Below are 24163 nucleotides of genomic sequence, written 5' to 3'. Positions count from 1 at the left end.
AACGGCCGGCAGGGCCCACTCGCCCCATCCGAAGTCACCACGGGAGATGATCAACATGGCCGAGCTGGACCCGACCACGCCCCTTGCCGAGCCGGCGAACATGCACGCCACGGGCGAGGAGATCGTCAACAAGAACATGCACGCCACCGGCGCTCCGGTCACCGACTCCATTGCCGAGAAGCTCGGGATCAACGGCAACATGCACGCCACGACCGAGCCGATCGACGGCAGCGCGGGTACGGCCACCACCGACAACATGCACGCGACGTCGGAGCCGGCCAAGTAGACCACTCCCGACGGGGACGGTCCCGGCGGCGACTTCGGGGGAGCTGCCGGGGCCACCACGAGGGGGTCCGGTCGACGGGGGAGCACACGGGTTCGGGGGACGTTCGGACGGCACCAGGGGGGAGCCGTCCGGGCAGGGCCCGTGCGCGACGCGAGCGGACCGCCATCAGGAGGGGCCGGGCAGATGCCCGGCCCCTTCCGCGTGCCCGCGCGGCGGCACCGGTCAGCGGGCGTACGAGCCGAGGCCGATCAGGCAGTAGACGTACTGGCTGACGACGCGCCCGTTCATGGTGTAGCGGTGCGAGAAGGCGTACTGCGTGCGCGGGTTGGCGTCGCACTTGTTCATGTCGGAGGTGAAGGGGAAGGTCTGGATCACCCGGTAGTGGGCGTCGCTCGCCGTGCACGGGACCTCGTCGACGCCGCTGACGCTCTGGGGGGTGGTGGAGTCGGGGAGCCGGCCGTTGAGGCAGGTGCCTCTCTCGTACGGGTCGGGGCGTTCGGCCGTCGGGGTCGTCACGGGCCTCGGGCGGTACGAGGGCGGCACGGAGGGCGTGGACGAGGGGGCGTACGTCGGGGTGTAGGTCGGGGTGTAGGTCGGGGGCGTGTACGGGGTCGTCCCCGGGGTCTCGTAGGTGGTCGGGGCGGCGGACGGGGTGCCGTCGCCGTCGTCGTTCAGGAGGAACGCGCCGCCCACGAGCGCGCCGAGGACGGCGACGACGGCCAGACAGCCGAGGCCGCCGCCCTTGCGGGGCGCGCCCGCGACCTTGATGCGGAGGTACACCGTGCCCTCGCCGAGGCGGGCGGCGACGAGTTCGCCGTCGCGGCAGGGGCGGACGGTGAGGTGCTCGGGTCCCGTGGGCAGCCGGACGGTGATGATCACGCCCTGGGCGGCCTGTTGCGGGGTGAGGGTGAGGGGGATCTCGGGAAGCGGGGACGCGGAGGGCGAGGACACGGGCTGCTCCAGGGTGAGGTGGAGGTGCTGGGCGCCGTACTCAACTGTCCCTAGGACGTTTTCCCGTCGGCGCACGGTTGCACCGCGGCGGCTCAACTCCGCTTGTGCAGAGGAACTTTGAGCCCGCTTCCACCGGTTCCCGTCAGCGCTCGCGGACCTCCGCGACCACACAGCTCCGTACCCGGTCGACCGCCTTCGGCTTGCGCATGAACACGTCGACGGTCTCCGGGCCCCCGTCCCCCAGGGTGACGTCGACCGTCCAGCCGTCGACCGTCGCGCCCCGGGCGTCCTTGTACTCCACCCGGACCTCGAAGGTTCCCTTGACCGTCCAGTCCGCCGGCGTGACGCGGACGACGCCCGTCGTGTCGGCGGCGCGGGCGGGCTTGCCCTTGCTCCGCTTCCGGGCGGGCTGCACGCAGTCGATCACCTCGGCCGTCGCGCGGGCCGTGCCCGTGGTCGCCGTGCCGGTGGGCGCCGGCTCTGTCGGGTTCGCGTCCGAGCCGGAGCCGGAGTCGTTGCCCTGGACGTCGTCCGAACCGGAGCCGCCCCCGTTGTCGCCCCAGTCGCTGTTGGACTTGCGGGAGCTGGAGCAGCCACCGCCGTCGGAGTCGCCGCCCCTGCTCTTCCCGCTGCCGCCGCTGCCGCCCTTGCCGGTCTGGAAGCCAGTGAGCGCGAGGACCACCACCGTGAGCGCCGCCGCGAGTTTCAGGCGCGTCCGTGCCATCGCCGTTTCCCCGTCCTGCCCGTCGTTCTGTCGTGTCCGCGCCACCCTAGCGAGGGGGCCGGACGCCGCGTGGCGGGGCCCCGGACGGCGGCGTAGCGTCGGGAAGGAGAGCCGGACCCGAAGGAGGCCGCCGATGATCCGAAACGTCGTCGGCTCGATCCTGGCCCTCGCCGGAGCGACGGCCGCCGTCTGGAGCCCCTTCCGTGCCTGGTACGACGGCCGTCACGGGCGCGACTACCGGATCGAGGACCTGTTCGCGGGCATCACCGACACCAAGGCCGAGGTCATCGGCTCGGTCCTGCTGCCGCTCGCCTTCGCCGCACTCCTCACCCTCGTGGGTGTCGTCCTGCGTTCCCGCCTGCTCGTGGCCCTCGCGGGTCTCGTCGTGCTCGGCTTCACCGTTCTGTGGATGGTGCGGGTGGGGCAGGCCGAGGACGGCCTCGCGGTGGGACCGGACGGCGACGGCCTGGGCACCGGCGTCGCCCTCGCGCTCCTGGGCGGGGTGCTGCTGCTCCTCGGCGCCCTGCTGATGGCGGGCAGAGCCCGCTCGCGCCGGGCCCCCGAGGAGGTGTCGACGCCCCCGGGGCACACGACCCACCGGGGCCCGCCCGTCGGACCGCCCCCGGAGGAGCCGGTCCGGGACAGGGACCCGGCCGGGGATACGGACCCGCACGCGGACAGGGGCGGGTACGGCGGAAACGAGGGGTACGACCGGGGCGCGCCCCCGTACGACGCCCCGACCCGGTCGTACGACGTCCCGGACCCGGACGGCCGCGAACGGCCCCCCGACCGCGACCGGTGGAACAACCCCTGAGGGCCCGCGACCGGTGGCCCCGCCCCCTCAGGGGAGGTTCCCCACGGGCGGACCCCAGGGGTTCCCCTACGGGCGCGGGGCCGCGCCCCGCCCCGCCGTGGCCGTGCCCTTGACCGCGTCCAGGGCGTACACGCAGCGGTCCTTGCTGCACGCGTACACGACACCGTCCTTCGCGACCGGCGAGCCGGTGATCTCGCCGCCGGTGGCGAGCTTCCAGCGCAGCTGACCGCCCGTCGCGTCCAGGGTGTAGAGGACGTGGTCGGCGGAGCCGAAGTGGACCCGGCCGTCGGCGACGACCGGGGAACCGACGAGTTCGCCGCCCGCCGCGAAACGCCACCTCGGGGTGCCGGTCACCGCGTCCAGGGTGTAGAGCGCGCTGCCGCTGCCCACGTGGATGTTGCCGTCGGCCACGAGCACCGGTTCGGTCGACTGGCGCGCCTCCGTGGCGATCCGCCAGCGGTCCTGGCCGGTGGTGGCGTCGATCGCGTACACCGTGCCGAGGTGGTCGGCCAGGTACACGCCGCCGCCCGTGACGGCCGGCCCGGGCGCGAACGCGGGCGGCGACAGGAAGACGGCGGGCGCCTCGAAGTGCCAGCGGACGTGCCCGGCGGCGATGTCGACGCACAGGACCCGCGTGCCGGCGGAGACGTACACACAGCCGTCCTCCGCCGGGGCCACCCGGACCGGCACACCGCCGCAGGAGGCGGCGTCGCCCACCGGGTACGACCAGCGCTCGGTGCCCGTCCGGGCGTCGAGGGCCTGGAGCCGGGCGTTCCGCCAGACGTACACGGTGTCGCCGTGCACGGCCGGGCCCGCCTCCGGGGTCTCGAAGTCCGTCTGCGCGCCGGTGATCTCCCACAGCTTGGCGCCGTTGGAGGCTTCCCAGCCCTGGACGCCACCGCCCCGGGTGCCGGTGACGACCGTGCCCCGGTCGACCTGGAGCGAGTACACCCACGCGTCGGTGTGCAGCCGCCAGCGCTCGCTGCCGTCGCCGGCGTCGAGGGCGTACAGGGTGGGTCCGTCGGAGGCGTGGATACGGCCCCCGGCGACCGCCATCGACCAGGCGACGTCCCGTGTCTTGAACTGGCGGCGGCCGCTCGCCGTGTCCAGCGCGTGGACCTCGAAGGAGGTGACGTAGAGGAGGTCGCCGTCGACCACCGGGGTGCCCCACACGTCGTTCGACATGCGGAAACGCCAGGGGCGCCAGCGGCCGGGCTCCGCCGGCGGGGCGGCCGCCTCGCCGGGCCCGTGGGGCTGCGCGCCCTGCGGCGGGGCGCCGGGGGAGCCGGTGCCGGGCGTGCCGGGCAGGCGGGTGCCGGGCGCGGGGCCGGGCTCCGCGCCGCCCGGGCCGCCGATCGGCGGGCGGATCCAGCCGGTGGCGGGGCCCGCGTCGGCGCCCCGGCCCACGGCGAGCGCGGCGCGCGTGTCGGCGACCCGGGGCCCGGGGCCGATCGGCACGGTGGTCCCGCCCAGGCGGACGGGTCCTGCGGCCTCCTCGGCGGGGCCGGCGTGCCGGCCGCCGCCGACCGGCGCGGGTTCCGGGCGGCGTCCGCCGCCGACGACGGCCGGCTCCGGGGAGCGCGGGTCGCCGGAACGGTCGGCGGGACGCCGCGGCGGGCCGGGCGGCACCGGCGGCGGGGCGGCCGTGGGACGGCCGCCCCGCCGGGCCTCGATCATGGCGGTGGCGCGCTGCGGCAGCCACGCCGAGGCGGTGCCGCTGTCGTCGCTGCCGGGACCGAAGAGGTGCGGGGCGAGCTGGGCCTGGAGGTCGGCGGGGGTGGGCCGCCGCGAGACGTCCATCTGCATGCAGGACTCGATGAGCGGCCGCAGCTCCTCGGGCAGCCCCTCCAGGTCGGGGCCTTCGCGGAGCAGCATGAAGACCGTCTCGACCGGGTTGGCACCGTGGTACGGCGCGTGTCCGGTGGCGGCGAAGACGAGCATGGAACCGAGCGAGAAGACGTCGCTGGCGCCGGTCACGCTCCGCGAGTCACGGGCCTGCTCGGGCGACATGTAGGCCGGGGTGCCGACGGCGACGTTGGTCATGGTCAGGCGCGTGTTGGAGACGCCGGACGCGATGCCGAAGTCGATCACCCGGGGGCCGTCCTCGACGACGAGGACGTTGGAGGGCTTGAGGTCGCGGTGGACGAGACCGGCCCCGTGGATGGACTGGAGGGCCTCCGCGACGCCGGCGGCGAGCCAGCGGACGGCCTGGGCCGGGAGCGGCCCGCACTCGTTCACTATCTCTTCGAGCGAGGGGGCGGGTACGTAGGCCGTGGCGAGCCAGGGCACGGCGGCGCGCGGGTCGGCGTCGACCACGGCGGCCGTGTAGAAGCCCGAGACGGCCCGGGCGGCCTCGACCTCGCGGGTGAACCTGACCCGGAACAGCTGGTCCTCCGCCAGCTCCGTGCGCACGGTCTTGATCGCCACGCGCCGGCCGGACGCCGAGCGCGCGAGATAGACCAGGCCCATTCCGCCCGCGCCGAGCCGGCCCAGCACCTCGAAGGGCCCGATGCGTCTCGGGTCGTGCTGCGTCAGCTGTTCCACTTGCCTGCCACCTCCCCGTACGGGCCATGAGGGTACGGCCCCGTGGCCCTGATTGTTCCTGTCCGGAGCCCTGGTTGCGAACCCGGGGGCGGATCGGGGTGTCACAGGTCATACGGAGCGGACGGCTCATCTCGTACCGGACGGTGTGGGGAGGTGCCTCACACGGCGGGAGGCCGCCGCGTGAGGCCCTCGTCCCGGGGCCAGGGGCTCTCTCCGGAGGGGCCGGCGGACCCGGATCCCCCACCGGAACCGGGGTCCTCCCCGGTGTCCTGGTCACGGTCGTCGGGGTCACGGTCGGCGTCCGTGACCGGTACGGGCCCGGGGCGATCGGCGTCAGGGACGGGTACGGGGCCGGGGCCGGGGTCCTCGGGGTCCCGCGCGCCGGGGCCGCGGGGACCGCTTCGGTCCATGAGGTCCTCGTCGCCCGGGTCCCGGTCCATGAGGTCCTCGTCGCCCGGGTCCCGGTCGGTGAGGTCGTCCGCGGGGCTCCGGTCGCGCGCGGCCGTCTCCGGGCCCGGAGTCGGGGATCCTGCGGGTTCCGCGATGACCGCGAAGCGCGCGCCCTGGTTGTCGTGGAGCACGGCGATCCGGCCGTGGGGGGTGTCGAAGGCCGGTTCGGCGACCCGGCCGCCGAGGCGGACGGTGGTCTCGCAGGCCTCGTCGCAGTCGCGGACGGCGAAGTACACGAGGACGTGCCCCGGCATCTCGGCGGGGAAGGCGTCGGTGATGACCGCCCGCCCGCCGAAGGCGGTGTCGTCGCCGGGACGGGAACCGGGCGGCGACCAGACGCGGTAGTCGAAGCCGGGTTCCTTGCCCTCCTCGGCGGGGTCGGCCTGGCGGCCCAGGTAGCCGAAGACGGTGGCGTAGAAGGTGTCCACGGCCTCGGGGCGCCGGGTGTAGACCTCCATCCAGCAGAAGGTGCCCGGCTCGTTGGTCCGCTCGAAGCCGTCGTCGTCACCGGACTGGCGGATGCCGAAGACCGCGCCGCCGGGGTCGGCGGCGAGGGCGAGGACGCCGAACGGCCCGACGGGGTACGGCTCCATGACCATCTGGCCGCCCGCCGCCTTGACGCGGGCGGAGAGGGAGCCCGCGTCCCGGGTGGCGAGGTAGAGCGTCCAGGTGGTGGGCATGCGGCCGTCCCGCTTGGGGAGCAGCCCGGCGACCCGGCGTCCGTCGAGCAGGGCCTCGTCCCGGTCGGGGTCGAAGGTCCAGCCGAAGAGCTCTCCGTAGAACCGCTTGCCCGCCTCGAGGTCGGGAAGCTGCGCGTCCACCCAGCACGGGGTGCCCTCAGGGAATACGGCCATGGCACCACGCTAGGGCGGAGGGGTCGCTCCCGCATGGCACCTCCGTACCCCGATATGCGAACAAAGGACCGATTCGAGGCCCTGGAACCCTTGGGGCGCCCGGGTTGTCCACCGAAGTTGTCCACAGGCTGTTCATAAGCCTATTCGGGTACGGAGAGGGACCGGGGCCCCGTTTCCGCACCGGCCGGCACCCCCTCCCCGGCCCGCCCGCCGAACCGCCCCCGGACCGTCCCGACGCCCTCCCCGATCCGCCCTCGGACCGCCTTCCCACCACCCGCGAACCGGCCCGGCCACCTCCCCGGAGGACCGGCGACACCACCCGCACCCCCTTCCGCGCACCCGCCCCGACCTCCCCGAACGCCGTCCGGCGGGGGGTGCACCCCATTTGCAGTCGGCCGAATAGCGCGCCGATGCCCCCTCGGTAAGCTGACGGCATGACAGGACAAGTACGCACCGTCGACGGCCGCGTGGCCGGACGACGCGGTCAGGCGACGCGGCAGAAGCTGCTCGACTGCCTCGGTGAGATGCTCAGCTCCTCTCCCTACCGGGACGTCAAGGTCATCGATGTGGCCCGGAAGGCGGGCACTTCGCCCGCGACGTTCTACCAGTACTTCCCCGACGTCGAGGGCGCGGTCCTCGAGATCGCGGAGGAAATGGCCAAGGAGGGCGCCGGGTTGACCGGACTGGTCTCCGGCCGCTCCTGGGTCGGCAAGGCCGGCTGGCAGACCGCCGAGGAACTCGTCGAAGGATTCCTGGACTTCTGGCGCAGGCACGACGCCATCCTGCGCGTCGTGGACCTCGGGGCCGCCGAGGGCGACAAGCGGTTCTACAAGATCCGCATGAAGGTCCTGAACTCGGTCACCAACTCCCTGACGGACGCGGTGAAGGAGCTCCAGGCCAAGGGCAAGGTCGACAAGGAGGTCAGCCCCGCCGCCATGGCCGGCTCCCTGGTGGCGATGCTGGCCGCGGTCGCCGGCCACCAGAAGGGCTTCCAGACCTGGGGCGTGAAGCAGGCCGAACTCAAGCCCAACCTCGCCCTGTTGGTCCACCTCGGCATCACCGGAAAGAAGCCGACCCGATAGCCGTACCTCCCTCCCCCTGACCCCCGCCTTCCCGTCCCCCCGTCCTGTCGCCGACGCCGGCGGCGGCCCGCCCCGCTCCCCCGTGAGCGACGCGACCGCCGCCGGCGTCGCCGTTTCGGGGGGTCTCCTCCGGACGCCCGCCGAGCCCGGGCCGGCACCCGGGATACACTGCCCCGCCCTGCCCCGACCGGAGGACGCCTCAGTGTTCCCTGCGCGTTTTCGCACCGGCGCCCTGCCGGCTCTCCTCCTTCTCACCTTGTCGGGCTGCTCCTCCTGGGGCTGCGCCGACACGACGGCGAAGCGCGGTGAGGCCGGCGTGAGCGTGCGGGTCGAGAACACGTACGGGCAGCGTTCCGGCGTGACCGCCGAGGTCGTCGACTGGCGCCTTCGGCCCCACCCGCAGGCGCCCTCCGAGGGCGACCGGGTGCACTTCACCTACCGTTTCGACGGCGCCGGCGAACATTCCGGCCCCGCGGTGGACGCCTGCGCGGTCGACGCGAAGCGCGTGGCGCTGGGGTGCCTGACGGTCCACGCGTCCGGGGCCCGGCACCTGCCGGACGGCGCCCTCGGGGGCGACGACTGGCTCACCGTCGAGCGGCCCGAGCGGGTCGCCGGGGTGCTCCTGATCCCCAACGACCGCTCCTACGAGCCGCGCGGCTGCGCCCAGGACGTCAAGGACGGGGGCGGGACGCATCCCCCGGCGCCGGCCGGACCGGGGGACCGGCTGTAGCGGCGTCCGCGACGCCCCGTCATCCCCCCGTCCCCTACCGTGGCCCCATGACCGACTTCCGTCACGCCCTGCGCTCGCTGCGCGTCTGGGACACCGTGTTGCCCGGCTTCGATCCGGCGGGGGCGCCGGAGGAACCGATCGGGCTGTTCCGCGAGTGGTTCACGGCGGCCGTGGACGCCGGGCAGAGCGAGGCGCACACGATGTCGCTCGCCACGGCCGGGGAGGACGGGCGGCCGGATGTGCGGATCGTGATGCTGCACGACGTGGACGGGCGGGGCTGGCACTTCGCCTCGCACGCCGGCAGTGCCAAGGGGCGTCAGCTCGCCGCCCGGCCCGAGGCGGGGCTCTGTTTCTACTGGCCGGTCCAGGGGCGGCAGGTGCGGGTGCGGGGGCGGGTGGCCGTGGGGACGGCCGAGGAGGCGTACGCGGATCTGCACGCCCGGACCACCGGGGCGCTCGCGTCCGCGCTGGTCGGGCGGCAGAGCGAGGTCCTGGACTCGCCCGCGGCGCTGGCGGAGGCGAGTGAGGCCGCCTGGCGGCGGGCGGAGGCGGAGCCCGCCGCCCACGCGCCCAGCTGGACCCTGTACGTGGTCGAGCCGGCCGAGGTGGAGTTCTTCCAGGGGGACGAGCGGCGCCGTCACGTCCGCCTGCGCTACCGCCGCGAGCCGGACGGCGGCGGCTGGGTCCGGGAGCTGCTCTGGCCCTGAGCGGGCCGGGCCCGGGGGGCGCACCATGGGAGGTGGAGGTGTGAGAACCATGGGTACGTACATGGACGTGCACCACGGCATGGTGGGCATCACGGCGGACCAGCTGCACGAGGCGCACCAGGCCGATCTGGCCATCGAGAAGGACGAAGGGGTCCACTTCGAGCGGGCCTGGGCGGACCCGTCCTCGGGCACGGTCTACTGCCTGTCGACCGGCCCGTCCGCCGAGGCCGTGCAGCGGGTCCACCAGCGGACCGGCCACGCGGCCGACGAGATCCACGAGGTGCCCCTGTCCGTCTGAGGGAGACGGTCCGAAGGAGCCGCCCCGGGGTGCCCTCAGGGGGTGCCCCGGTCCCCGTACATCTCCCCGATCTCCCGCGCGAAGTCCCGGAGCACCGCCCGCCGTTTGAGTTTCAGGGACGGCGTCAGGTGGCCGGAGGCCTCGGAGAACTCGGCCGTGAGGACCCGGAAGGCGCGGATCGACTCGGCCCGGGCGACCAGCCGGTTGGCGTCGTCCACGGCCCGCTGCACCACGCCGAGCAGTTCCTCGTCCCGGGCCAGTTCCCACAGCGCCAGGTGGTCCTTGCCCCGCATCCGGCGCCAGTGCGCCAGGGCCTCGTGGTCGAGGGTGACGAGGGCGGTGACGTACGGGCGCCGGTCGCCCAGCACCACGCACTGCGAGACCAGCGGGTGGGCGCGCAGCCAGTCCTCCAGCGGGGCCGGCGCCACGTTCTTGCCGGCCGAGGTGACGAGGATGTCCTTCTTGCGGCCGGTGATCGTCAGGTAGCCGTCCTCGTCGAGGGAGCCCAGGTCGCCGGTGGGGAACCAGCCGTCGTCGGTGTGCGGCACGGCGGTCCCCCGCTGGGCGTCCCAGTACCCGGCGAAGACGTGGGGCCCCTTGAGCCACACCTCCCCGTCGTCGGCGAGCCGCACGGCGGTGCCCGGCAGGGGCAGGCCGACGGTGCCGGGGCGGGGCCGGTCGGGCGGGGTGACGGTGGCGGCGGCCGTGGTCTCCGTGAGGCCGTACCCCTCGACGACCCCGATGCCCGCGCCGGCGAAGAACTCGGCGAGCCGGCTGCCCAGCGGGGCGCCGCCGCTGATCACGTACCGGACCCGGCCGCCGAGCGCGCCCCTGATCCGGCGGTAGACCAGCGGGTCGTACAGCGCCCGCGCCGCGCGCAGGGTGAGCGGGGGCGCGGTGGCGCGCCCGTAGCGGCGGGCGACGCGGGCGGCCCGGTCGAAGAGGGCGGCCCGGCCGTCGCGTTCGGCGGTGGCGCGGGCGGTGTGGAAGACCTTCTCCAGGACGTAGGGGATGGCGAGGAGGAAGGTGGGGCGGACGGCGGCGAGGTCGTCGAGGAGTCCGCCGCCCTCCACGGACGGCGCGTGGCCGACGCGGACCCCGGCGCGGACGCAGGCCACGGCCACCATCCGGCCGAAGACGTGCGACAGCGGCAGGAAGAGGAGGGTGGCGGCGGGCTCCCCGCCGCCCGGGACGAAGACGGGGTGGAGGAGCCGGACGGCGTTGTCGACCTCGGCGAAGAAGTTGGCGTGGGTGAGGGCGCAGCCCTTGGGGCGGCCGGTGGTGCCGGAGGTGTAGACGAGGGTGGCGAGCGTCTCGGGGGTGAGGAGGCCGCGCCGGGCGGTGACGGTCTCGTCGGCGACCCGCGCGCCGGCCCGCCGTAACTGGTCGACGGCGCCCGCGCCGAGGACCCACAGGTGGGCGAGGCCGGGCAGCCGCTGCCGTTCGGCGGTGACCGTGCGGGCCTGCGCCGCGTCCTCGACGACACAGCCGACGGCCCCGGAGTCCTGGAGGATCCAGCGGGTCTGGAAGGCGGAGGAGGTCGGGTACACGGGGACGGTGACCAGCCCGGCGGCCCAGGCGGCGAAGTCGAGGAGGGTCCACTCGTAGGTGGTGCGGGCCATCAGGGCGAGCCGGTCGCCGGGGCGCAGGCCGTGCGCGACGAGTCCCTTCGCGACGGCGTGGACGTCGGCGGCGAAGCGGGCGGCGGTGACGTCGTACCACCGGCCCTCGGGGTCCTTGCGGGAGAAGGCGACGGCCCCGGGGTCCCGGCGGGCGTTGTCGTACGGGAGGTCGGCGAGGGAGCCGCGCCGGACGCGGGGCACGAGGGCGGGGACGGAGACCTCCCGTACCCGGCCGTCGATCAGGGTGGTGCGGGGCTCGGGCGGTTCACTCGCGGGTGCGGCGGGGGCGACGGACACGTGCGGCTCCTCGGTGTTCGGGGGAACTGAGGTGGTGCACTGCGGTCGTGCGTCGGTACGGGGTGCGGGGCGCCCGGTGTTCCGGGGCTCCGGAGGTGCCCGGTCTCGCGGGACGTCCCGAGGTCACGGGAGGTGCCCGGTGCCCGTGCGGAGCGGTCGCTCCGGGGGCGGTCGTTCCGGAGCGGGAGACGTGGTCCGTCCGAACTAGCCGGTAACCTTACTGCGCGGTAAGCCTCAACGGCGAGACCAGCGCTCGCCTTTCATGAGGTTCCCCAGCCCCGCCCACGCGAAGTTCATGAGTGTCGCCGCCGCCTCGCGGGCCGTCACGCCCGGCGTCTCGTTCGCCCAGCCGGCGAGCGCCTCGGCCGAGCCGACCAAGGCCTGCGCGAGCGCGGTCACGTCCCGTTCGGTGATGGCGGCCCCGTCGCGCGCCTCCCGCGCCGCCTCCCCGATCAGCCCCGCCACGAACGCCGCGATCTCGTCCCGCATCCGGGCCGCCTCCGTGGCGAACGGCTCCCCCTGCGTGCGGGCCTGCCGGCTGAGGACCACCCACGCGTCCGGGTGGTCCGCGGCGTGGGTGAAGAAGGCGAGCAGCCCCGCCCACAACCGCTCGTCCGGCGGTACGTCCGGATCCCCGACGGCCTCGGCCACCGCCGCGAGCAGCGCCTCGGCCTCGCGCCGGATGCAGGCGGTGAAGAGGTCCTCCTTGGAGTGGAGGTAGAGGTAGACGAGCGGCTTGGACACCCCGGCCAGCTCCGCGATCTCGTCCATGGACGCCGTCTGGTACCCGTGCCGCGCGAAGCACGTCACGGCCGCGTCCAGCATCTGCCGTTCCCGCACGGCCCGCGGCAGCCTCTTCGTCCCCGCCACGCTCTCCCGCCCCGTTTCCATGATCGTCCGCCGCCCCGCAGAAGCCTACGTGCCCCCTGCCCGGAGCGGGCAGGGGGCACGTGAGGGGTGCGCGGGTGGAACGGGACGGGTCAGGCCGTGACCGGCACCGACACCTTCTGCTCGGCCTCGCGGACGCCGGCCGGGCCGCCGGCCAGGTCGTCGATCGGGGACGAGGACGCGTTCTCGTACGCGGTGACGTCGAGGATCTTCTCCCGGGCGGCGACGATCACCGGGACCAGCGCCTGGCCCGCGACGTTCGTGGCGGTGCGGACCATGTCGAGGATCGGGTCGATCGCCATGAGCAGGCCGACGCCCTCCAGGGGGAGCCCCAGGGTGGAGAGGGTCAGCGTCAGCATGACCGTCGCGCCGGTCAGACCGGCGGTGGCCGCCGAGCCGATGACGGAGACGAAGGCGATGAGCAGGTAGTCGCCGATGCCGAGCTGGACGCCGAAGATCTGCGCGATGAAGATCGCGGCGAGCGCCGGGTAGATCGCGGCGCAGCCGTCCATCTTGGTGGTGGCGCCGAACGGGACGGCGAAGGAGGCGTACTCCTTCGGGACGCCGAGGCGCTCGGTGACCTTCTGGGTGACCGGCATGGTGCCGACCGAGGAGCGGGAGACGAAGGCCAGCTGGATGGCGGGCCAGGCGCCCTTGAAGAACGGGAGCGGGTTGACCTTGGCGACCGTGGCGAGCAGCAGCGGGTAGACGCCGAAGAGGACCAGGGCGCAGCCGATGTAGATGTCGGCGGTGAAGGTCGCGTACTTGCCGATGAGGTCCCAGCCGTAGTCGGCGATGGCGAAGCCGATGAGGCCGACGGTGCCGAGCGGGGCGAGCCGGATGACCCACCACAGGGCCTTCTGGAGCAGTTCGAGGACCGACTCGGAGAGGGTGAGGATCGGCTTGGCCCTGTCGCCCAGCTTCAGGGCGGCGATGCCGGCGACGGCGGCCATGAAGACGATCTGGAGGACGTTCAGCTCGGTGAAGGGCGTGATGACGTCGGTCGGCACGATGCCGGTGAGGAAGTCGATCCAGGAACCCTCGCGCTTGGGCAGCTTGCCGTCCTGCGGGGTCAGGCCGGTGCCGGCGCCCGGGTTGGTGATCAGGCCGATCGCGAGGCCGATGGCGACCGCGATCAGCGAGGTGATCATGAACCAGAGCAGGGTGCGGGTGGCGAGCCGGGCGGCGTTGTTCACCTTCCGCAGGTTGGTGATCGAGACCAGGATCGCGAAGAAGACGAGCGGCGCGACGGCCAGCTTCAGGAGCTGGACGAAGATGTCGCCGACCTGGCCGAGGGTCTCCTTGAGCCAGGAGACGTCCTGGCTGCGGGCGATCCAGCCGAGCAGGGCGCCGAGGACGAGACCGGCGATGATCTGGGCCCAGAAGGGGACCTTGGGTATCCGGGACGAGGGCTTGACCTCGTGCTCGGTCGCGGACGCGGACACAGACACACTCCACAGGTGCGTATCGGGGAAATACGGGACGGGGGTGCGGCACACACACGCGTTCTCACGCGGGCCGCTGCATGAATGCCGGGTCAGAGCGCGCGGCAACAGACCGCGGACATACAGCGGCACAGATCGACGTGCAGGCGCGCCACGAGCGGGACGCTCACGGCGGGGGAGGGGCGCACTGCTGTCGTCATGCCCCACACGTTAACACTTGAACTTTGAGAACCTCAAAGCTCTGCTTTGGGAGGCGAAAGGGCCCCGTCGCCTCCGAAACGCAGAAAACCCCAGGCGGGGGCCCGGAGGGGCACCACCTGGGGTGGATGATCTGTGAGGAAGCTTACGAGTTCTTTAATACGCCCGACACGGACAGGGGAGCGTGGCGCGCGTCCCCGGCTAGAGGGCGTCCTCGCTGGACCGGTTGGCGTCGAGGCGCCCCTTGGCCCGGTCGACCTTCTCCACGATCTCGGCGCTCATCGCCTCCCGCTGGCCGCGCAGCAGCACGAAGCTCAGCGGGGCGGAGACCACGATCGCGAGGACGAGCACCCAGAGCAGGTTGGAGTCGCCCAGGCCGCGAGGCAGCGCACCCACGTAGACGAGACCCCACAGGGCGAGGAAGCATCCGGCGAAGATGCCGAGGCGCATCAGCGTGTAGCGGAGCATGCCAGCTCACTCTTTCGTTCCGGGATTTCCCTTACGGGACGACTGTCCTCCAGTGAAGCACGGGGCGGCCCCCCGGCCGGGACCGGGGCCTTGAGCCCCCCGGCGGTAATACGTACGATGGCTCTATGACCCTTACCTTCGAGGTGGACCCGGCCGTCGATCCCGCCCTGCGCGACGGCATCCTCGCCCTCTGGGCGGACGTCACCAACGCGGGCGGCGCGGTCGGCTTCGTCCCCCCGGTGACGCCGGAGGCGATCCGCCCGTCCCTGCTCAAGCACCTCGCGGCGATGGCCGACGGCGGTACGCGCCTGCTCGTCGGCCGCGACGAGGACGGCCGGGTCGCCGCGACCGCCTTCCTCACCTTCAACACCCACCGGCTGATGACCCACTGGCTGTGGGTCTACACGCTGATGGTCCACCCGCGGCACCAGGGCAAGGGGTACGGCCTCGACCTGATGGCGGCGGTCGAGCGGACGGTGAGGACCGCCCCGGGCTTCGAGGGGATCGAGGCGATCCGGCTGACCTGCCGCGGCGGGCTCGGCCTGGAGCACTTCTACGCCAAGGCCGGGTACAAGGAGGTCGGCCGCATCCCCGACGCCATCCGGGTGGCTCCCGGCGACGACCGGGACGACATCGTCATGCTGCTGCAACTGCGCTGAACGCCGGGGGCCGAGGGCCCCGCCCGGCCCGACAGGACCGGGCACGGATCGTCGGGTCCGGCCCCGTCCGCCCTTCCTACGGTGGACGCATCGGAAGGAAGGACGGACGGTCACGTGCTGGAGCGTTTCAACGAGGCCCTCGACCACATCGAGGAGCACCTCGACGGCGACCTCGCCCCCGCGGACCTCGCCCGGATCGCGGCCACCTCGGAATACCACTTCCGGCGCCTGTTCTCGGCGCTGGCGGGGATGCCCCTGTCGGAGTACGTCCGGCGCCGGCGGCTCACCCTCGCCGGCGCCGAGGTGCTCGCCGGGGAGCGGACGCTCCTGGAGATCGCGGTCCGGTACGGCTACGGCTCCGGGGAGGCCTTCGCCCGCGCGTTCCGCGCGGTGCACGGCACCGGTCCCGGTGAGGCCCGCCGTACGGGGGCCGCGCTGCGCGCCCAGCCCCGGATGTCCTTCCGCCTCGTCGTCGAAGGGCAGAGCAGCATGAAGTACCGCACCGTCACCAGGGACGCCTTCCGGATCACCGGCAGCAGGGCCCGGGTCCCGATCGTCCACGAGGGCGAGAACCCGGCGATCACCGCCCAGATCCGGGGCCTCGGCCGCGCGGCCCTGGACCGGCTCGCCCGCCTGTCCGCCGGGGAACCGGCCGGGCTCGTCTCGGCCGTCGTCCACCTCACCGGCAGCCGCGAGGAGGGGACCGAGGTCGACCACTGGTACGGCGTGATCACCGGCCCCGCGGCCCCGGGGCCGGACGGCACAGCCGGCGCCGACGCGTCGTACGACGGGCCCGGCGCCCCCGACCCGTACGAGAGCCTCGAGGTGGCGCCCGGGACCTGGGCCGTCTTCGAGGCCGAGGGTCCCCTGCCGCACACCCTCCAGTACCTGTGGCGGGACGTCTTCACCCAGTGGTTCCCGTCCAACCCCTACGCCGGCCGGCCCGGCCCGGAGATCCTCTCGGTGCGGCCCTCGGCGGACGGGGCGACGGCCTCGGCGGAGCTGTGGATCCCGGTGGAGCACACCGCCCCGGGCAGGCCCGGGGCATGAGAGAAGGGCGGAGGGGAATCCCTCCGCCCTTCCACGCGCGGACCGGGCCTTCCCGCGGCCGGTGTCAGACCCGCATCGGCTGCGGCGACTCGCGGCGCTCCGCGTCCGGGCCCGGGTACTCGCGGATGATCTCGTAGCGGGTGTTCCGCTCGACCGGCCGGAAGCCCGCGTCCCGGATGAGCTCCAGCAGGTCCTCGCGGGTCAGCTTGTTCGGCGTGCCGTAGTTGTCGGCGTCGTGCGTGATCTTGTACTCGACGACCGAGCCGTCCATGTCGTCGGCGCCGTGCTGGAGCGCGAGCTGCGCGGTCTGCACGCCGTGCATCACCCAGAAGACCTTGACGTGCGGCACGTTGTCGAAGAGGAGGCGGGAGACCGCGAAGGTCTTCAGCGCCTCGGCCCCGGTCGCCATCGTGGTGCGCGCCTGGAGCCTGTTGCGGACCTTGCCGTCCTTCATGTCCACGAAGTCGTGCTGGTAGCGCAGCGGGATGAAGACCTGGAAGCCGCCGGTCTCGTCCTGGAGCTCCCGCAGCCGCAGCACGTGGTCGACGCGGTGGCGCGGCTCCTCGATGTGCCCGTAGAGCATCGTCGCCGGGGTCTTGAGCCCCTTCTCGTGGGCCAGCCGGTGGATCCGGGACCAGTCCTCCCAGTGCGTGCGGTGGTCCACGATGTGCTGGCGGACCTCCCAGTCGAAGATCTCGGCACCGCCGCCGGTCAGCGACTCCAGGCCCGCCTCGATCAGCTCGTCGAGGATCTCGGAGGCGGAGAGCCCGGAGATGGTCTCGAAGTGGTGGATCTCGGTGGCGGTGAAGGCCTTGAGGGAGACGTTCGGCAGCGCCTTCTTCAGCTCGGAGAGCGAGCGCGGGTAGTACCGCCAGGGCAGGTTCGGGTGGAGCCCGTTGACGATGTGCAGCTCGGTGAGGTTCTCGCTCTCCATCGCCTTCGCGAGGCGCACGGCCTCCTCGATGCGCATGGTGTACGCGTCCTTCTCACCCGGCTTGCGCTGGAAGGAGCAGTAGGCGCAGGAGGCGGTGCACACGTTCGTCATGTTGAGGTGACGGTTGACGTTGAAGTGCACCACGTCGCCGTTCTTGCGCGTCCGGACCTCGTGGGCCAGACCACCGAGCCAGGCGAGGTCGTCGGAGTCGTAGAGCGCGATGCCGTCCTCGCGGCTCAGCCGCTCACCGGCGAGCACCTTCTGCTCCAGCTCCCGCTTGAGCCCAGCGTCCATCTCCGGCCGCCTCCCATATCTCCGTGAATCAGGCTCCACCCACCGTACTCTCAGCCTTCTTCGGGCAGGTCCCCGACCCGGTTCTCCCACTTCGTGGAGAGCACGATCGTGGTGCGGGTGCGGGAGACGCCCTTGGTGCCGGAGAGGCGGCGGATCGTCTTCTCCAGCCCGTCGACGTCGTTGGCGCGGACCTTCAGCATGAAGGAGTCGTCGCCGGCGATGAACCAGCAGTCCTCGATCTCGGCCAGGTCCTTCAGACGGCGGGCCACGTCCTCGTGGTCGGCGGCGTCGGAGAGCGAGATGCCGATGAGGGCGGTGACGCCGAGGCCGAGCGAGGCGGCGTCGACGGTGGCGCGGTAGCCGGTGATGACGCCGGCCGCCTCCAGGCGGTTGATGCGGTCGGTGACGGAGGGGCCGGAGAGCCCGACGAGCCGGCCGAGCTCGGCGTACGAGGCGCGGCCGTTCTCGCGCAGGGCCTGGATGAGCTGCCTGTCCACGGCGTCCATAGGGAGGAACCTTCCATTGTCCAGCGATACCGCGAGTTTGGGTATAGAATCTAAGGTACACAGGGCTTGGTGCCCTGTGAATCATTTAGTCGATCTCAGGCGATCTTTCAGGAGTGGTGTTCACCGTGTACACGATCGAGATGGCCCACGCCCGCATGCGCGAGCTGCAGGAGCTGGCCGACCGCTCGCGTGCCCACCAGCCGTCCGCCGCCTCGAAGCGCGCCGCGAAGAAGCGCGCCGAGAAGCGCTAATCAGCCCGGAGAGCGGCACCCAGCTCTCCCTCCCAGCGGCGGTACAGCCGGTGCGGCACCCCTGCCGCGTCCAGCACCCGCCCGGCGACGAAGTCCACCAGGTCCTGGATGTGCGTCGCCCCCGCGTAGAACGCCGGAGAGGCGGGCAGCACCACGGCGCCCGCCTCGTCCAGCGCCACCATGTGCCGCAGCGTCTGTCCGTTCAGCGGGGTCTCCCGCACCGCGACCACCAGCGGCCGCCGCTCCTTCAGCGTCACGCTCGCCACCCGCTGCAGCAGGTCCTTCGACAGCCCGAGCGCCACGCCCGCCACCGCCGCCGTCGAGGCCGGCACGATCAGCATCCCCCGGGACGGGTACGACCCCGAGGACGGCCCCGCCGCCAGGTCGCCCGCCGCCCAGTACCGCACCCCGTCCAGCGCGCCGGAGACGTCGAAGGCGTCCGGCTTCCCGTCGGCGCCGCGCGCCAGCCAGGCCGCCAGGTCCTCGCGCCAGTGCCCGTCCCGGAAGGGCAGCCCCGTCTCGTCGAGCAGGGTGAGCCGCGAGGCCCGCGACACCACCAGGTCGACGCTCTCCCCCGCGGCCAGCAGCCCCCGGAGCACCGCGGCGGCGTACGGCGTCCCCGACGCCCCGGAAACCCCCACGATCCACGGAATGCGCTTGCCGTCGTTCATGCCGTCGAGCCTATCCGCCGCCGGCCGGCACTACGGGGTCAGCCCGCGCACCAGCAGGTCGAGCAGCGCGCAGACGAAGAGGGCGATGCCGATGAAGCCGTTCACCGTGAAGAACGCCCGGTTCAGACGCGACAGGTCGTGCGGCTTCACGATCGTGTGCTCGTAGGCGAAGGCCGCCGCGACGATCACGAGACCGGCCCAGAAGAACCCGCCGGCGTCCGTCGCCAGCGCGTACCAGACGAGCAGTCCGGTGGTGACGAGCGCCGAGCCGCGCGCCGCCCGGATCGCCGCCGGCACGCCGAAGCGGGCCGGGACCGAGCCGACGCCCGTCTCCCGGTCGCTCTCCACGTCCTGGCAGGCGTAGATCAGGTCGAAGCCGCCGATCCACACGCCGACCGCGAGCCCGAGGATCACCGCCTCCCAGGACCAGGTGCCGGTGATCGCGAGCCAGCCGCCGATCGGCCCCATCGCCTGGGCGAGACCGAGGATGACCTGCGGGAAGTTCGTGAAGCGCTTCCCGTACGGGTAGACCACCATCGGGACCACCGCGACCGGGGCGAGCACCAGGCAGAGCGGGTTGAGCAGGGCCGCGGTGCCCAGGAAGACCACCAGGGCGATCAGGGCGCCCGTCCACGCCGAGCGCACCGAGACGGCGCCGGTGACCAGCTCCCGGCCCGCCGTGCGGGGATTGCGGGCGTCGATCTCGCGGTCGATGATCCGGTTGACCGCCATGGCGAAGGTCCGCAGCCCCACCATGCAGACGGTGACGAGCAGCAGACGGACCCAGTGGACGTTCCGGTCCAGCTGGAACATGGCGGTGAGGGCGGCGATGTAGGCGAAGGGCAGCGCGAACACCGAGTGCTCGATCATCACGAGCCTCAGGAACGCGCGCGTGCGCCCCGGCCGCGCCTCCGGTACGGCGGCCGAGGTCACAGCCCGTACTCCTTCCAGCGGCGGTCCACCAGGGCCGCGGTCGCCGGGTCCGACTCCACCATGTCCGGCCAGCCGCCGTCCCGGGTGTAGCCCTCCTCGGGGAGCTTCTTCGTGGCGTCGATGCCCGCCTTGCCGCCCCAGAACTGCTGGTACGAGGCGTGGTCCAGGTGGTCCACCGGGCCCTCGACGACCGTCAGGTCGCGGGCGTAGTCGGTGTTGCCGAGGGCCCGCCAGGCCACCTCGTGCAGGTCGTGGACGTCACAGTCCTTGTCGACCACGACGATCAGCTTGGTCAGCGACATCATGTGCGCGCCCCAGATGGCGTGCATGACCTTCTGCGCGTGCTTCGGGTACTTCTTGTCGATCGAGACGATCGCGCAGTTGTGGAAGCCGCCCGACTCCGGCAGGTGGTAGTCGACGATGTCCGGGACGATGATCTTGAGCAGGGGCAGGAAGAACCGCTCGGTGGCCCGGCCCAGCGGCCCGTCCTCCGTCGGCGGCCGGCCGACCACGATCGACTGGAGCAGCGGGCGCTTCCGCATCGTGACGCAGTCGATCTTCAGCGCCGGGAAGGGCTCCTGCGGCGTGTAGAAGCCGGTGTGGTCGCCGAAGGGGCCCTCGGGCAGCATCTCGCCCGGCTCCAGCCAGCCCTCGACGACGACCTCCGCGTGGGCCGGGACCTGGAGCGGGACGGTCTTGCAGTCGACCATCTCGATCCGCTTGCCCTGCACGAAGCCGGCGAAGAGGTACTCGTCGATGTCGCCGGGCAGCGGGGCCGTGGAGGCGTACGTGACGGCCGGCGGGCAGCCGAAGGCGATCGCGACCGGCAGCCGCTCGCCCCGCTCCGCGGCCACCGCGTAGTGGTTGCGGCTGTCCTTGTGGATCTGCCAGTGCATGCCGATGGTGCGCCGGTCGTGCCGCTGGAGCCGGTAGAGCCCCAGGTTCCGCACGCCGGTCTCGGGGTGCTTGGTGTGGGTGAGACCCAGGTTGAAGAAGGAGCCGCCGTCCTTGGGCCAGGTGAAGAGGGCCGGCAGCGCGTCCAGGTCGACGTCGTCGCCGGTGAGGACCACCTCCTGCACGGGGGCGTCCTTCACCTTCTTCGGCGGCACGTGGACCATCGACCCCAGCTTGCCGAAGGCCTCGCGGACCCCGACGAAGCCGTGCGGCAGCTCCGGCTTGAGCAGCCCGCCGATCTTCTCGCTGATCTCCCCGTACGACTTAAGGCCGAGCGCCTTGAGCAGCCGGCGGTCCGTCCCGAAGACGTTCATCGCCAGCGGCATCGAGGAGCCCTTGACGTTCTCGAAGAGAAGCGCGGGACCCCCCGCCTTGTTCACACGGTCGACGATCTCCCCGACCTCCAGGTACGGATCGACTTCGGCCTTGATGCGCTTGAGGTCGCCTTCGCGCTCCAGCGCCCTGAGCAGCGAGCGGAGATCGTCGTAAGCCATAGGGGCAAGTATCGGTCACGGGCTACCCTGGACCTGTCACCGGGGCCGCCGTAGCGCGCCTCCGCCACCGCTTCCAGGGGGCTGTTCCACATGCTCAGGGCGTTGATGTTCATCCTGCCGCTGGCGCTGCTGATCTACGCCTTCATCGACTGCCTGAACACCCCCGAGGACGAGACGAAGCACCTGCCCAAGGTGATCTGGGTGATCGTCATCCTCCTCTTCCCGGTCGTCGGCTCCGTCGGCTGGATCGCCACGGGCAAGCAGCGCAGGCCGCGCCCGGCCCGCGGCGGCTGGGTCGCCCCCGACGACAATCCCGAGTTCCTGAACTCGCTGCGGGAGGAGAAGTCCCGCGAGGAGCGGCGGCGGGACGAGGCGAAGCGCGACGAGTCACTCCTGGAGGACTGGGAGGCCGACCTGCGCCGCCGCGAGGAGGAGCTCAAGCGGCGCGAGCGCGGCGAGGACACCGGCGCCTGATGGAGCTGCGGCTCCTGGCCACCTTCGAGAAGGTCGCCGCCGTCCTGTCCTTCACCCGGGCCGCCGCCGAACTCGGCTACGCCCAGTCCAGTGTCACCGGCCAGATCCGGTCCCTGGAGACCTCGCTCGGCACCGAGCTTTTCGAGCGGCTCGGCAGCCGCATCCGGCTCACCGAGGCGGGCGAGCGGCTCCTGCCGTACGCGCGCCGCATGGCCGAGCTGGCCGAGGAGGCCCGGACGGCCGTCGCCGGCGCCGGGGAACCCGCCGGCACCATCGCCGTCGGCACCATGGAGTCGCTCACCTCCTACCGGCTGCCGCCGCTCCTGGAGTACCTGCGCCACCGCTACCCCCGGGTGCGGCTCGCCCTGCGCCCCACCCTCGGGGACGCCACGCGGCAGGCGCTGCGGCAGGGCACGTACGACGTCGGCTTCCTCATGGAGCGGGAGACCGCGCACGAGGGGCTGGAGAGCGAGGTCCTCCACCGGGAACCGCTGGTGCTGGTCGGCGCCCCGGGCCACCGGCTCGCCGGGCGTACGGGGCTGACGGCGGCCGACGTGGCCGGCACCCCGCTGGTGGGCACCGAGCCCGGCTGCGCCTACCGGGACCTGTTCGAGGAGGCGCTGGCCCCGTGGGAGCCGGAATTCCTGGAGTTCGGCACCATCGAGGCGAGCAAGCGGGCGGTCGCCGCGGGCCTCGGGACCGCCCTGCTGCCCCGGGTCGCCGTGGCCGGGGAGCTGGCGTCCGGGGCACTGGTGGAACTGGCCTGGAAGGCCCCGTTCACCCTCTTCACCCAGCTCGCGTGGCGACGGGGGAAGCGGCTTCCGGCCCACGTGCGACTGTTCGTGGAGCAGGCGCGGCGGCTCGCGCGAGAGTGACCCGCAGGCCGGCCAGGACGATCAGCGGCACGCCCAGCGCCTGCACGAGCCCGATGTGGTGCCCGTACACGGCCCGGTCGATCAGCATCGCGACCGCCGGGTAGACGAAGGCGAGGACGGCGATCTTCGAGGTGGGCAGTTTGGCGTAGGCCGCGTACATCAGCACGTACATGAGACCGGTGTGGATCAGACCGAGCCCGGCCAGCCACGCCCAGCCCGCGCCGAGCCCGGCCGTGGCGCCCCGGTCGACGAAGGGCAGCAGCAGGGGCAGCCCGGTGAGCACCTGCACCAGGGCGATCAGATGGGGCCGCACGCCCGTGATCCGCTTGGTCACGAGGGTCGCCAGGGCGTAGAGCACGGCCGCTCCGAGCGCCAGGCCGAGCCCGGCGAGGGAGGCGGTGTCACCGGGCCGGACCCCGGAGACGAGGACGAGCCCGGCGAAGGCGAGTGCGAGCCAGCCCAGCTGCGCCGCCGTGATCCGCTCCCGGAAGAGCGCCGCTCCCAGGAGCACCAGGAAGAACGGCTGCGTGTGGTAGACGACGGTGGCCAGGGAGATCGAACTGGCCTCGTAGGCCTCGAACAGCAGCACCCAGTTGAAGACGATGAACACCCCTCCCAGCGCGGCGAGTCCGAGCTTCCGTCCGGTGAACCCGTGCCCGGTGAAGAACCCCCGGGCCAGGCTGTAGAGGCCGAGCGCGGCGGCCCCGAAGAGGCAACGGAAGAACACCACCTCGAAGGGCGACGCCCCGGACTCGACGACGAAGACGCCGAGGGTGCCGGAGAGCACCATGGCGAGGGTGAGTTCGACGGTTCCCCTGGTCTCGTTTCTCATGACCGCGACGCTACGGAGGACGGACCCGGGCGGTCCACGAGCCAGTGGACCGTCCTGCCGATGGGGCCCATGCGCGCGGCCGATGGGACACGGAATAGCCCCGGTGGAGGGGCAGTTGGGATCCCTGGAACCCCTCGAGAACCGGAGCAGACATGACCCTCGACGCCGCTCGCGGCACCGACCGCCCGCACACCCCGGACCGCTCGTTCCTCTTCGTCCTCGGCAGCTCGCGCTCCGACGGCAACACCGAGATCCTCGCCCGCGCCGCCGCGGCCCAGCTCCCCGCCGGCGTGCCGCAGCGCTGGGTGGACCTCAACGAACTGGACCTGCCCGACTTCCAGGACGGGCGGCACGAGACCGAAGGCCGGTCGGCCGGCGAGGCCGAGGAACTGCTGCTGCGGGCCACGACGGAGGCCACCGACGTCGTCATAGCCTCGCCCCTGTACTGGTACACCGTCTCCGCGCAGACCAAGCGCTACCTCGACTACTGGTCCGGCTGGCTGAACCTGCCCGGCTCCGACTTCAAGCAGCGGATGGCGGGCGGCACGCTGTGGGGGGTGACGGTCATGGCGGACACCGACCACGTCGTCGCGGACGGCCTGTCGACCACCCTGCACCACTCGGCCGCCTACCTGCGGATGAGGTTCGGCGGCGTCCTGACCGGCACCGGTTCGCGGCCGGGCCGGGTGCGCGCCGACGAACAGGCGATGATCCGCGCGAAGACCTTCTTCCAGCGGGAGGCCCCGCTCGCCCGCTTCCCCTACGAGGAGGGCGCGCGGCCGGCCGGGACGTGAGACGGCCGGCCGCCGGGCCCCGCCCGCCCCGTCACCCGAAAAGAGAGTCGAAAGCCGGGCTCTTTCCCAACTCCCCGTCGATAT

At 72.9% G+C, this 24163-nt stretch carries 25 protein-coding genes and 1 pseudogene; 12 read left to right on the top strand and 14 right to left on the bottom strand.

From position 1 onward, the window contains the following. Positions 1–55: 55 nt before the first annotated feature. A complete protein-coding gene (locus ABTY40_RS23160) occupies positions 56–286 on the top strand; it encodes a hypothetical protein (RefSeq protein WP_352061273.1) in 231 nt (76 codons plus the stop codon). 222 nt (positions 287–508) lie between these two features. On the opposite strand, the gene ABTY40_RS23155 is transcribed toward ABTY40_RS23160, so the two are convergent. Both ABTY40_RS23155 and ABTY40_RS23150 read right to left on the bottom strand, forming a co-directional pair. Beyond that, a complete protein-coding gene (locus ABTY40_RS23155) occupies positions 509–1312 on the bottom strand; it encodes an LppU/SCO3897 family protein (protein WP_352061272.1) in 804 nt (267 codons plus the stop codon). A gap of 67 nt (positions 1313–1379) precedes the next feature. Then, on the bottom strand, positions 1380–1961 hold the full coding sequence (locus ABTY40_RS23150; RefSeq protein ID WP_352061271.1) for a hypothetical protein: 582 nt from the start codon (positions 1959–1961) through the stop codon (positions 1380–1382). A 133-nt stretch (positions 1962–2094) separates the two neighbouring features. Between ABTY40_RS23150 and ABTY40_RS23145 the strand changes: the two genes are divergently transcribed. Next, on the top strand, positions 2095–2775 hold the full coding sequence (locus ABTY40_RS23145; protein ID WP_352061270.1) for a hypothetical protein: 681 nt from the start codon (positions 2095–2097) through the stop codon (positions 2773–2775). Between the two features lie 66 nt (positions 2776–2841). On the opposite strand, the gene afsK is transcribed toward ABTY40_RS23145, so the two are convergent. Both afsK and ABTY40_RS23135 read right to left on the bottom strand, forming a co-directional pair. Further along, the gene (gene afsK, locus ABTY40_RS23140; RefSeq protein WP_352061269.1) at positions 2842–5319 is read right to left on the bottom strand and encodes a protein serine/threonine kinase AfsK; all 2478 of its coding nucleotides are present in this window, start codon (positions 5317–5319) and stop codon (positions 2842–2844) included. Positions 5320–5852: 533 nt separating this feature from the next. Further along, positions 5853–6623 (bottom strand): annotated as a pseudogene (locus ABTY40_RS23135) (VOC family protein); the annotation flags it as partial. Positions 6624–7057: 434 nt separating this feature from the next. Here ABTY40_RS23135 and ABTY40_RS23130 point away from each other — a divergent pair. The 4 genes from ABTY40_RS23130 to ABTY40_RS23115 all read left to right on the top strand — a co-directional run bounded on the left by ABTY40_RS23130 (position 7058) and on the right by ABTY40_RS23115 (position 9440). Then, the gene (locus tag ABTY40_RS23130; RefSeq protein WP_352061268.1) at positions 7058–7705 is read left to right on the top strand and encodes a TetR family transcriptional regulator; all 648 of its coding nucleotides are present in this window, start codon (positions 7058–7060) and stop codon (positions 7703–7705) included. 202 nt (positions 7706–7907) lie between these two features. Continuing rightward, positions 7908–8435 carry a hypothetical protein gene (locus tag ABTY40_RS23125; RefSeq protein ID WP_352061267.1) on the top strand — a complete coding sequence of 176 codons (528 nt, stop codon included), beginning with the start codon at positions 7908–7910 and terminating at the stop codon, positions 8433–8435. Positions 8436–8482: 47 nt separating this feature from the next. Further along, positions 8483–9142 carry a pyridoxine/pyridoxamine 5'-phosphate oxidase gene (locus ABTY40_RS23120; RefSeq protein WP_352061266.1) on the top strand — a complete coding sequence of 220 codons (660 nt, stop codon included), beginning with the start codon at positions 8483–8485 and terminating at the stop codon, positions 9140–9142. Between the two features lie 49 nt (positions 9143–9191). Continuing rightward, a complete protein-coding gene (locus ABTY40_RS23115; protein WP_352061265.1) occupies positions 9192–9440 on the top strand; it encodes an SCO4226 family nickel-binding protein in 249 nt (82 codons plus the stop codon). A 35-nt stretch (positions 9441–9475) separates the two neighbouring features. Here ABTY40_RS23115 and ABTY40_RS23110 read toward each other — a convergent pair whose 3' ends face one another. From ABTY40_RS23110 to ABTY40_RS23095, 4 genes are all read right to left on the bottom strand, one after another. After that, positions 9476–11359: an AMP-dependent synthetase/ligase gene (locus tag ABTY40_RS23110; RefSeq protein WP_502990645.1), complete on the bottom strand. Its 1884-nt coding sequence runs from the start codon at positions 11357–11359 to the stop codon at positions 9476–9478. Between the two features lie 234 nt (positions 11360–11593). Continuing rightward, the gene (locus ABTY40_RS23105; protein ID WP_502990644.1) at positions 11594–12250 is read right to left on the bottom strand and encodes a TetR/AcrR family transcriptional regulator; all 657 of its coding nucleotides are present in this window, start codon (positions 12248–12250) and stop codon (positions 11594–11596) included. A gap of 89 nt (positions 12251–12339) precedes the next feature. Beyond that, a complete protein-coding gene (locus ABTY40_RS23100) occupies positions 12340–13698 on the bottom strand; it encodes a dicarboxylate/amino acid:cation symporter (RefSeq protein WP_352061264.1) in 1359 nt (452 codons plus the stop codon). Positions 13699–14091: 393 nt separating this feature from the next. After that, positions 14092–14358 carry a DUF4229 domain-containing protein gene (locus ABTY40_RS23095; RefSeq protein WP_309053130.1) on the bottom strand — a complete coding sequence of 89 codons (267 nt, stop codon included), beginning with the start codon at positions 14356–14358 and terminating at the stop codon, positions 14092–14094. 125 nt (positions 14359–14483) lie between these two features. On the opposite strand from ABTY40_RS23095, the gene ABTY40_RS23090 reads away from it, so the two are divergent. Beyond that, a complete protein-coding gene (locus tag ABTY40_RS23090) occupies positions 14484–15017 on the top strand; it encodes a GNAT family N-acetyltransferase (RefSeq protein ID WP_352061263.1) in 534 nt (177 codons plus the stop codon). Positions 15018–15131: 114 nt separating this feature from the next. Continuing rightward, positions 15132–16067: an AraC family transcriptional regulator gene (locus ABTY40_RS23085; RefSeq protein ID WP_352061262.1), complete on the top strand. Its 936-nt coding sequence runs from the start codon at positions 15132–15134 to the stop codon at positions 16065–16067. A 64-nt stretch (positions 16068–16131) separates the two neighbouring features. Here ABTY40_RS23085 and mqnE read toward each other — a convergent pair whose 3' ends face one another. Together mqnE and ABTY40_RS23075 are read right to left on the bottom strand one after the other, a co-directional pair. Then, entirely contained in the window at positions 16132–17295 is a 1164-nt protein-coding gene (mqnE, locus tag ABTY40_RS23080) for an aminofutalosine synthase MqnE (protein WP_352061261.1), read from the bottom strand. A 50-nt stretch (positions 17296–17345) separates the two neighbouring features. Next, positions 17346–17801, bottom strand: coding sequence for an Lrp/AsnC family transcriptional regulator (locus ABTY40_RS23075; RefSeq protein ID WP_031013392.1), 456 nt, complete (start codon positions 17799–17801; stop codon positions 17346–17348). Between the two features lie 113 nt (positions 17802–17914). Between ABTY40_RS23075 and ABTY40_RS23070 the strand changes: the two genes are divergently transcribed. After that, positions 17915–18052, top strand: coding sequence for a hypothetical protein (locus tag ABTY40_RS23070; protein ID WP_345287347.1), 138 nt, complete (start codon positions 17915–17917; stop codon positions 18050–18052). On the opposite strand, the gene ABTY40_RS23065 is transcribed toward ABTY40_RS23070, so the two are convergent. From ABTY40_RS23065 to ABTY40_RS23055, 3 genes are read right to left on the bottom strand one after another with little or no spacing between them, the layout of a single operon-like run. Continuing rightward, the gene (locus ABTY40_RS23065) at positions 18049–18723 is read right to left on the bottom strand and encodes a UbiX family flavin prenyltransferase (protein ID WP_352061260.1); all 675 of its coding nucleotides are present in this window, start codon (positions 18721–18723) and stop codon (positions 18049–18051) included. The two genes, ABTY40_RS23070 and ABTY40_RS23065, sit on opposite strands and share 4 nt — an antisense overlap. Before the next feature lie 30 nt (positions 18724–18753). Next, the gene (gene mqnP, locus ABTY40_RS23060) at positions 18754–19656 is read right to left on the bottom strand and encodes a menaquinone biosynthesis prenyltransferase MqnP (protein WP_352061259.1); all 903 of its coding nucleotides are present in this window, start codon (positions 19654–19656) and stop codon (positions 18754–18756) included. Continuing rightward, positions 19653–21104, bottom strand: a complete 1452-nt coding sequence (locus tag ABTY40_RS23055; protein ID WP_352061258.1) for a menaquinone biosynthesis decarboxylase — start codon at positions 21102–21104, stop codon at positions 19653–19655. The genes mqnP and ABTY40_RS23055 overlap by 4 nt, the downstream gene beginning before the upstream one ends. Before the next feature lie 90 nt (positions 21105–21194). On the opposite strand from ABTY40_RS23055, the gene ABTY40_RS23050 reads away from it, so the two are divergent. Continuing rightward, on the top strand, positions 21195–21578 hold the full coding sequence (locus ABTY40_RS23050) for a PLD nuclease N-terminal domain-containing protein (protein WP_352061257.1): 384 nt from the start codon (positions 21195–21197) through the stop codon (positions 21576–21578). Next, positions 21578–22453: a LysR family transcriptional regulator gene (locus ABTY40_RS23045; RefSeq protein ID WP_352061256.1), complete on the top strand. Its 876-nt coding sequence runs from the start codon at positions 21578–21580 to the stop codon at positions 22451–22453. Before ABTY40_RS23050 ends, ABTY40_RS23045 begins: the two co-directional genes overlap by 1 nt. Here ABTY40_RS23045 and ABTY40_RS23040 read toward each other — a convergent pair. Beyond that, the gene (locus ABTY40_RS23040) at positions 22365–23285 is read right to left on the bottom strand and encodes a DMT family transporter (RefSeq protein WP_352061255.1); all 921 of its coding nucleotides are present in this window, start codon (positions 23283–23285) and stop codon (positions 22365–22367) included. The genes ABTY40_RS23045 and ABTY40_RS23040 overlap by 89 nt on opposite strands. A 152-nt stretch (positions 23286–23437) precedes the next feature. On the opposite strand from ABTY40_RS23040, the gene ABTY40_RS23035 reads away from it, so the two are divergent. Then, positions 23438–24079, top strand: coding sequence for a flavodoxin family protein (locus tag ABTY40_RS23035; RefSeq protein WP_352061254.1), 642 nt, complete (start codon positions 23438–23440; stop codon positions 24077–24079). Positions 24080–24163 lie beyond the last annotated feature (84 nt).

It is taken from the genome of Streptomyces sp. NPDC126503 (assembly GCF_040302405.1).
In the GTDB taxonomy this organism is placed as follows: Bacteria; Actinomycetota; Actinomycetes; order Streptomycetales; family Streptomycetaceae; genus Streptomyces; species Streptomyces gulbargensis.
The sequence above is the reverse complement of the archived record's forward strand: the minus strand, read 5'-3'. Positions and strand labels throughout refer to the sequence as shown.

Bases quoted from the DNA above. Each gene is read 5' to 3' on its own strand.
- ABTY40_RS23115 (WP_352061265.1), top strand. From the start codon at position 9,192: ATGGGTACGTACATGGACGTGCACCACGGCATGGTGGGCATCACGGCG.
- mqnE (WP_352061261.1), bottom strand. From the start codon at position 17,295: ATGGACGCTGGGCTCAAGCGGGAGCTGGAGCAGAAGGTGCTCGCCGGT.
- ABTY40_RS23130 (WP_352061268.1), top strand. From the start codon at position 7,058: ATGACAGGACAAGTACGCACCGTCGACGGCCGCGTGGCCGGACGACGC.
- ABTY40_RS23035 (WP_352061254.1), top strand. From the start codon at position 23,438: ATGACCCTCGACGCCGCTCGCGGCACCGACCGCCCGCACACCCCGGAC.
- ABTY40_RS23120 (WP_352061266.1), top strand. From the start codon at position 8,483: ATGACCGACTTCCGTCACGCCCTGCGCTCGCTGCGCGTCTGGGACACC.
- ABTY40_RS23105 (WP_502990644.1), bottom strand. From the start codon at position 12,250: ATGGAAACGGGGCGGGAGAGCGTGGCGGGGACGAAGAGGCTGCCGCGG.
- ABTY40_RS23075 (WP_031013392.1), bottom strand. From the start codon at position 17,801: ATGGACGCCGTGGACAGGCAGCTCATCCAGGCCCTGCGCGAGAACGGC.
- ABTY40_RS23160 (WP_352061273.1), top strand. From the start codon at position 56: ATGGCCGAGCTGGACCCGACCACGCCCCTTGCCGAGCCGGCGAACATG.
- ABTY40_RS23050 (WP_352061257.1), top strand. From the start codon at position 21,195: ATGCTCAGGGCGTTGATGTTCATCCTGCCGCTGGCGCTGCTGATCTAC.
- ABTY40_RS23065 (WP_352061260.1), bottom strand. From the start codon at position 18,723: ATGAACGACGGCAAGCGCATTCCGTGGATCGTGGGGGTTTCCGGGGCG.
- ABTY40_RS23090 (WP_352061263.1), top strand. From the start codon at position 14,484: ATGACCCTTACCTTCGAGGTGGACCCGGCCGTCGATCCCGCCCTGCGC.
- ABTY40_RS23145 (WP_352061270.1), top strand. From the start codon at position 2,095: ATGATCCGAAACGTCGTCGGCTCGATCCTGGCCCTCGCCGGAGCGACG.
- ABTY40_RS23040 (WP_352061255.1), bottom strand. From the start codon at position 23,285: ATGAGAAACGAGACCAGGGGAACCGTCGAACTCACCCTCGCCATGGTG.
- ABTY40_RS23095 (WP_309053130.1), bottom strand. From the start codon at position 14,358: ATGCTCCGCTACACGCTGATGCGCCTCGGCATCTTCGCCGGATGCTTC.
- ABTY40_RS23150 (WP_352061271.1), bottom strand. From the start codon at position 1,961: ATGGCACGGACGCGCCTGAAACTCGCGGCGGCGCTCACGGTGGTGGTC.
- ABTY40_RS23055 (WP_352061258.1), bottom strand. From the start codon at position 21,104: ATGGCTTACGACGATCTCCGCTCGCTGCTCAGGGCGCTGGAGCGCGAA.
- ABTY40_RS23045 (WP_352061256.1), top strand. From the start codon at position 21,578: ATGGAGCTGCGGCTCCTGGCCACCTTCGAGAAGGTCGCCGCCGTCCTG.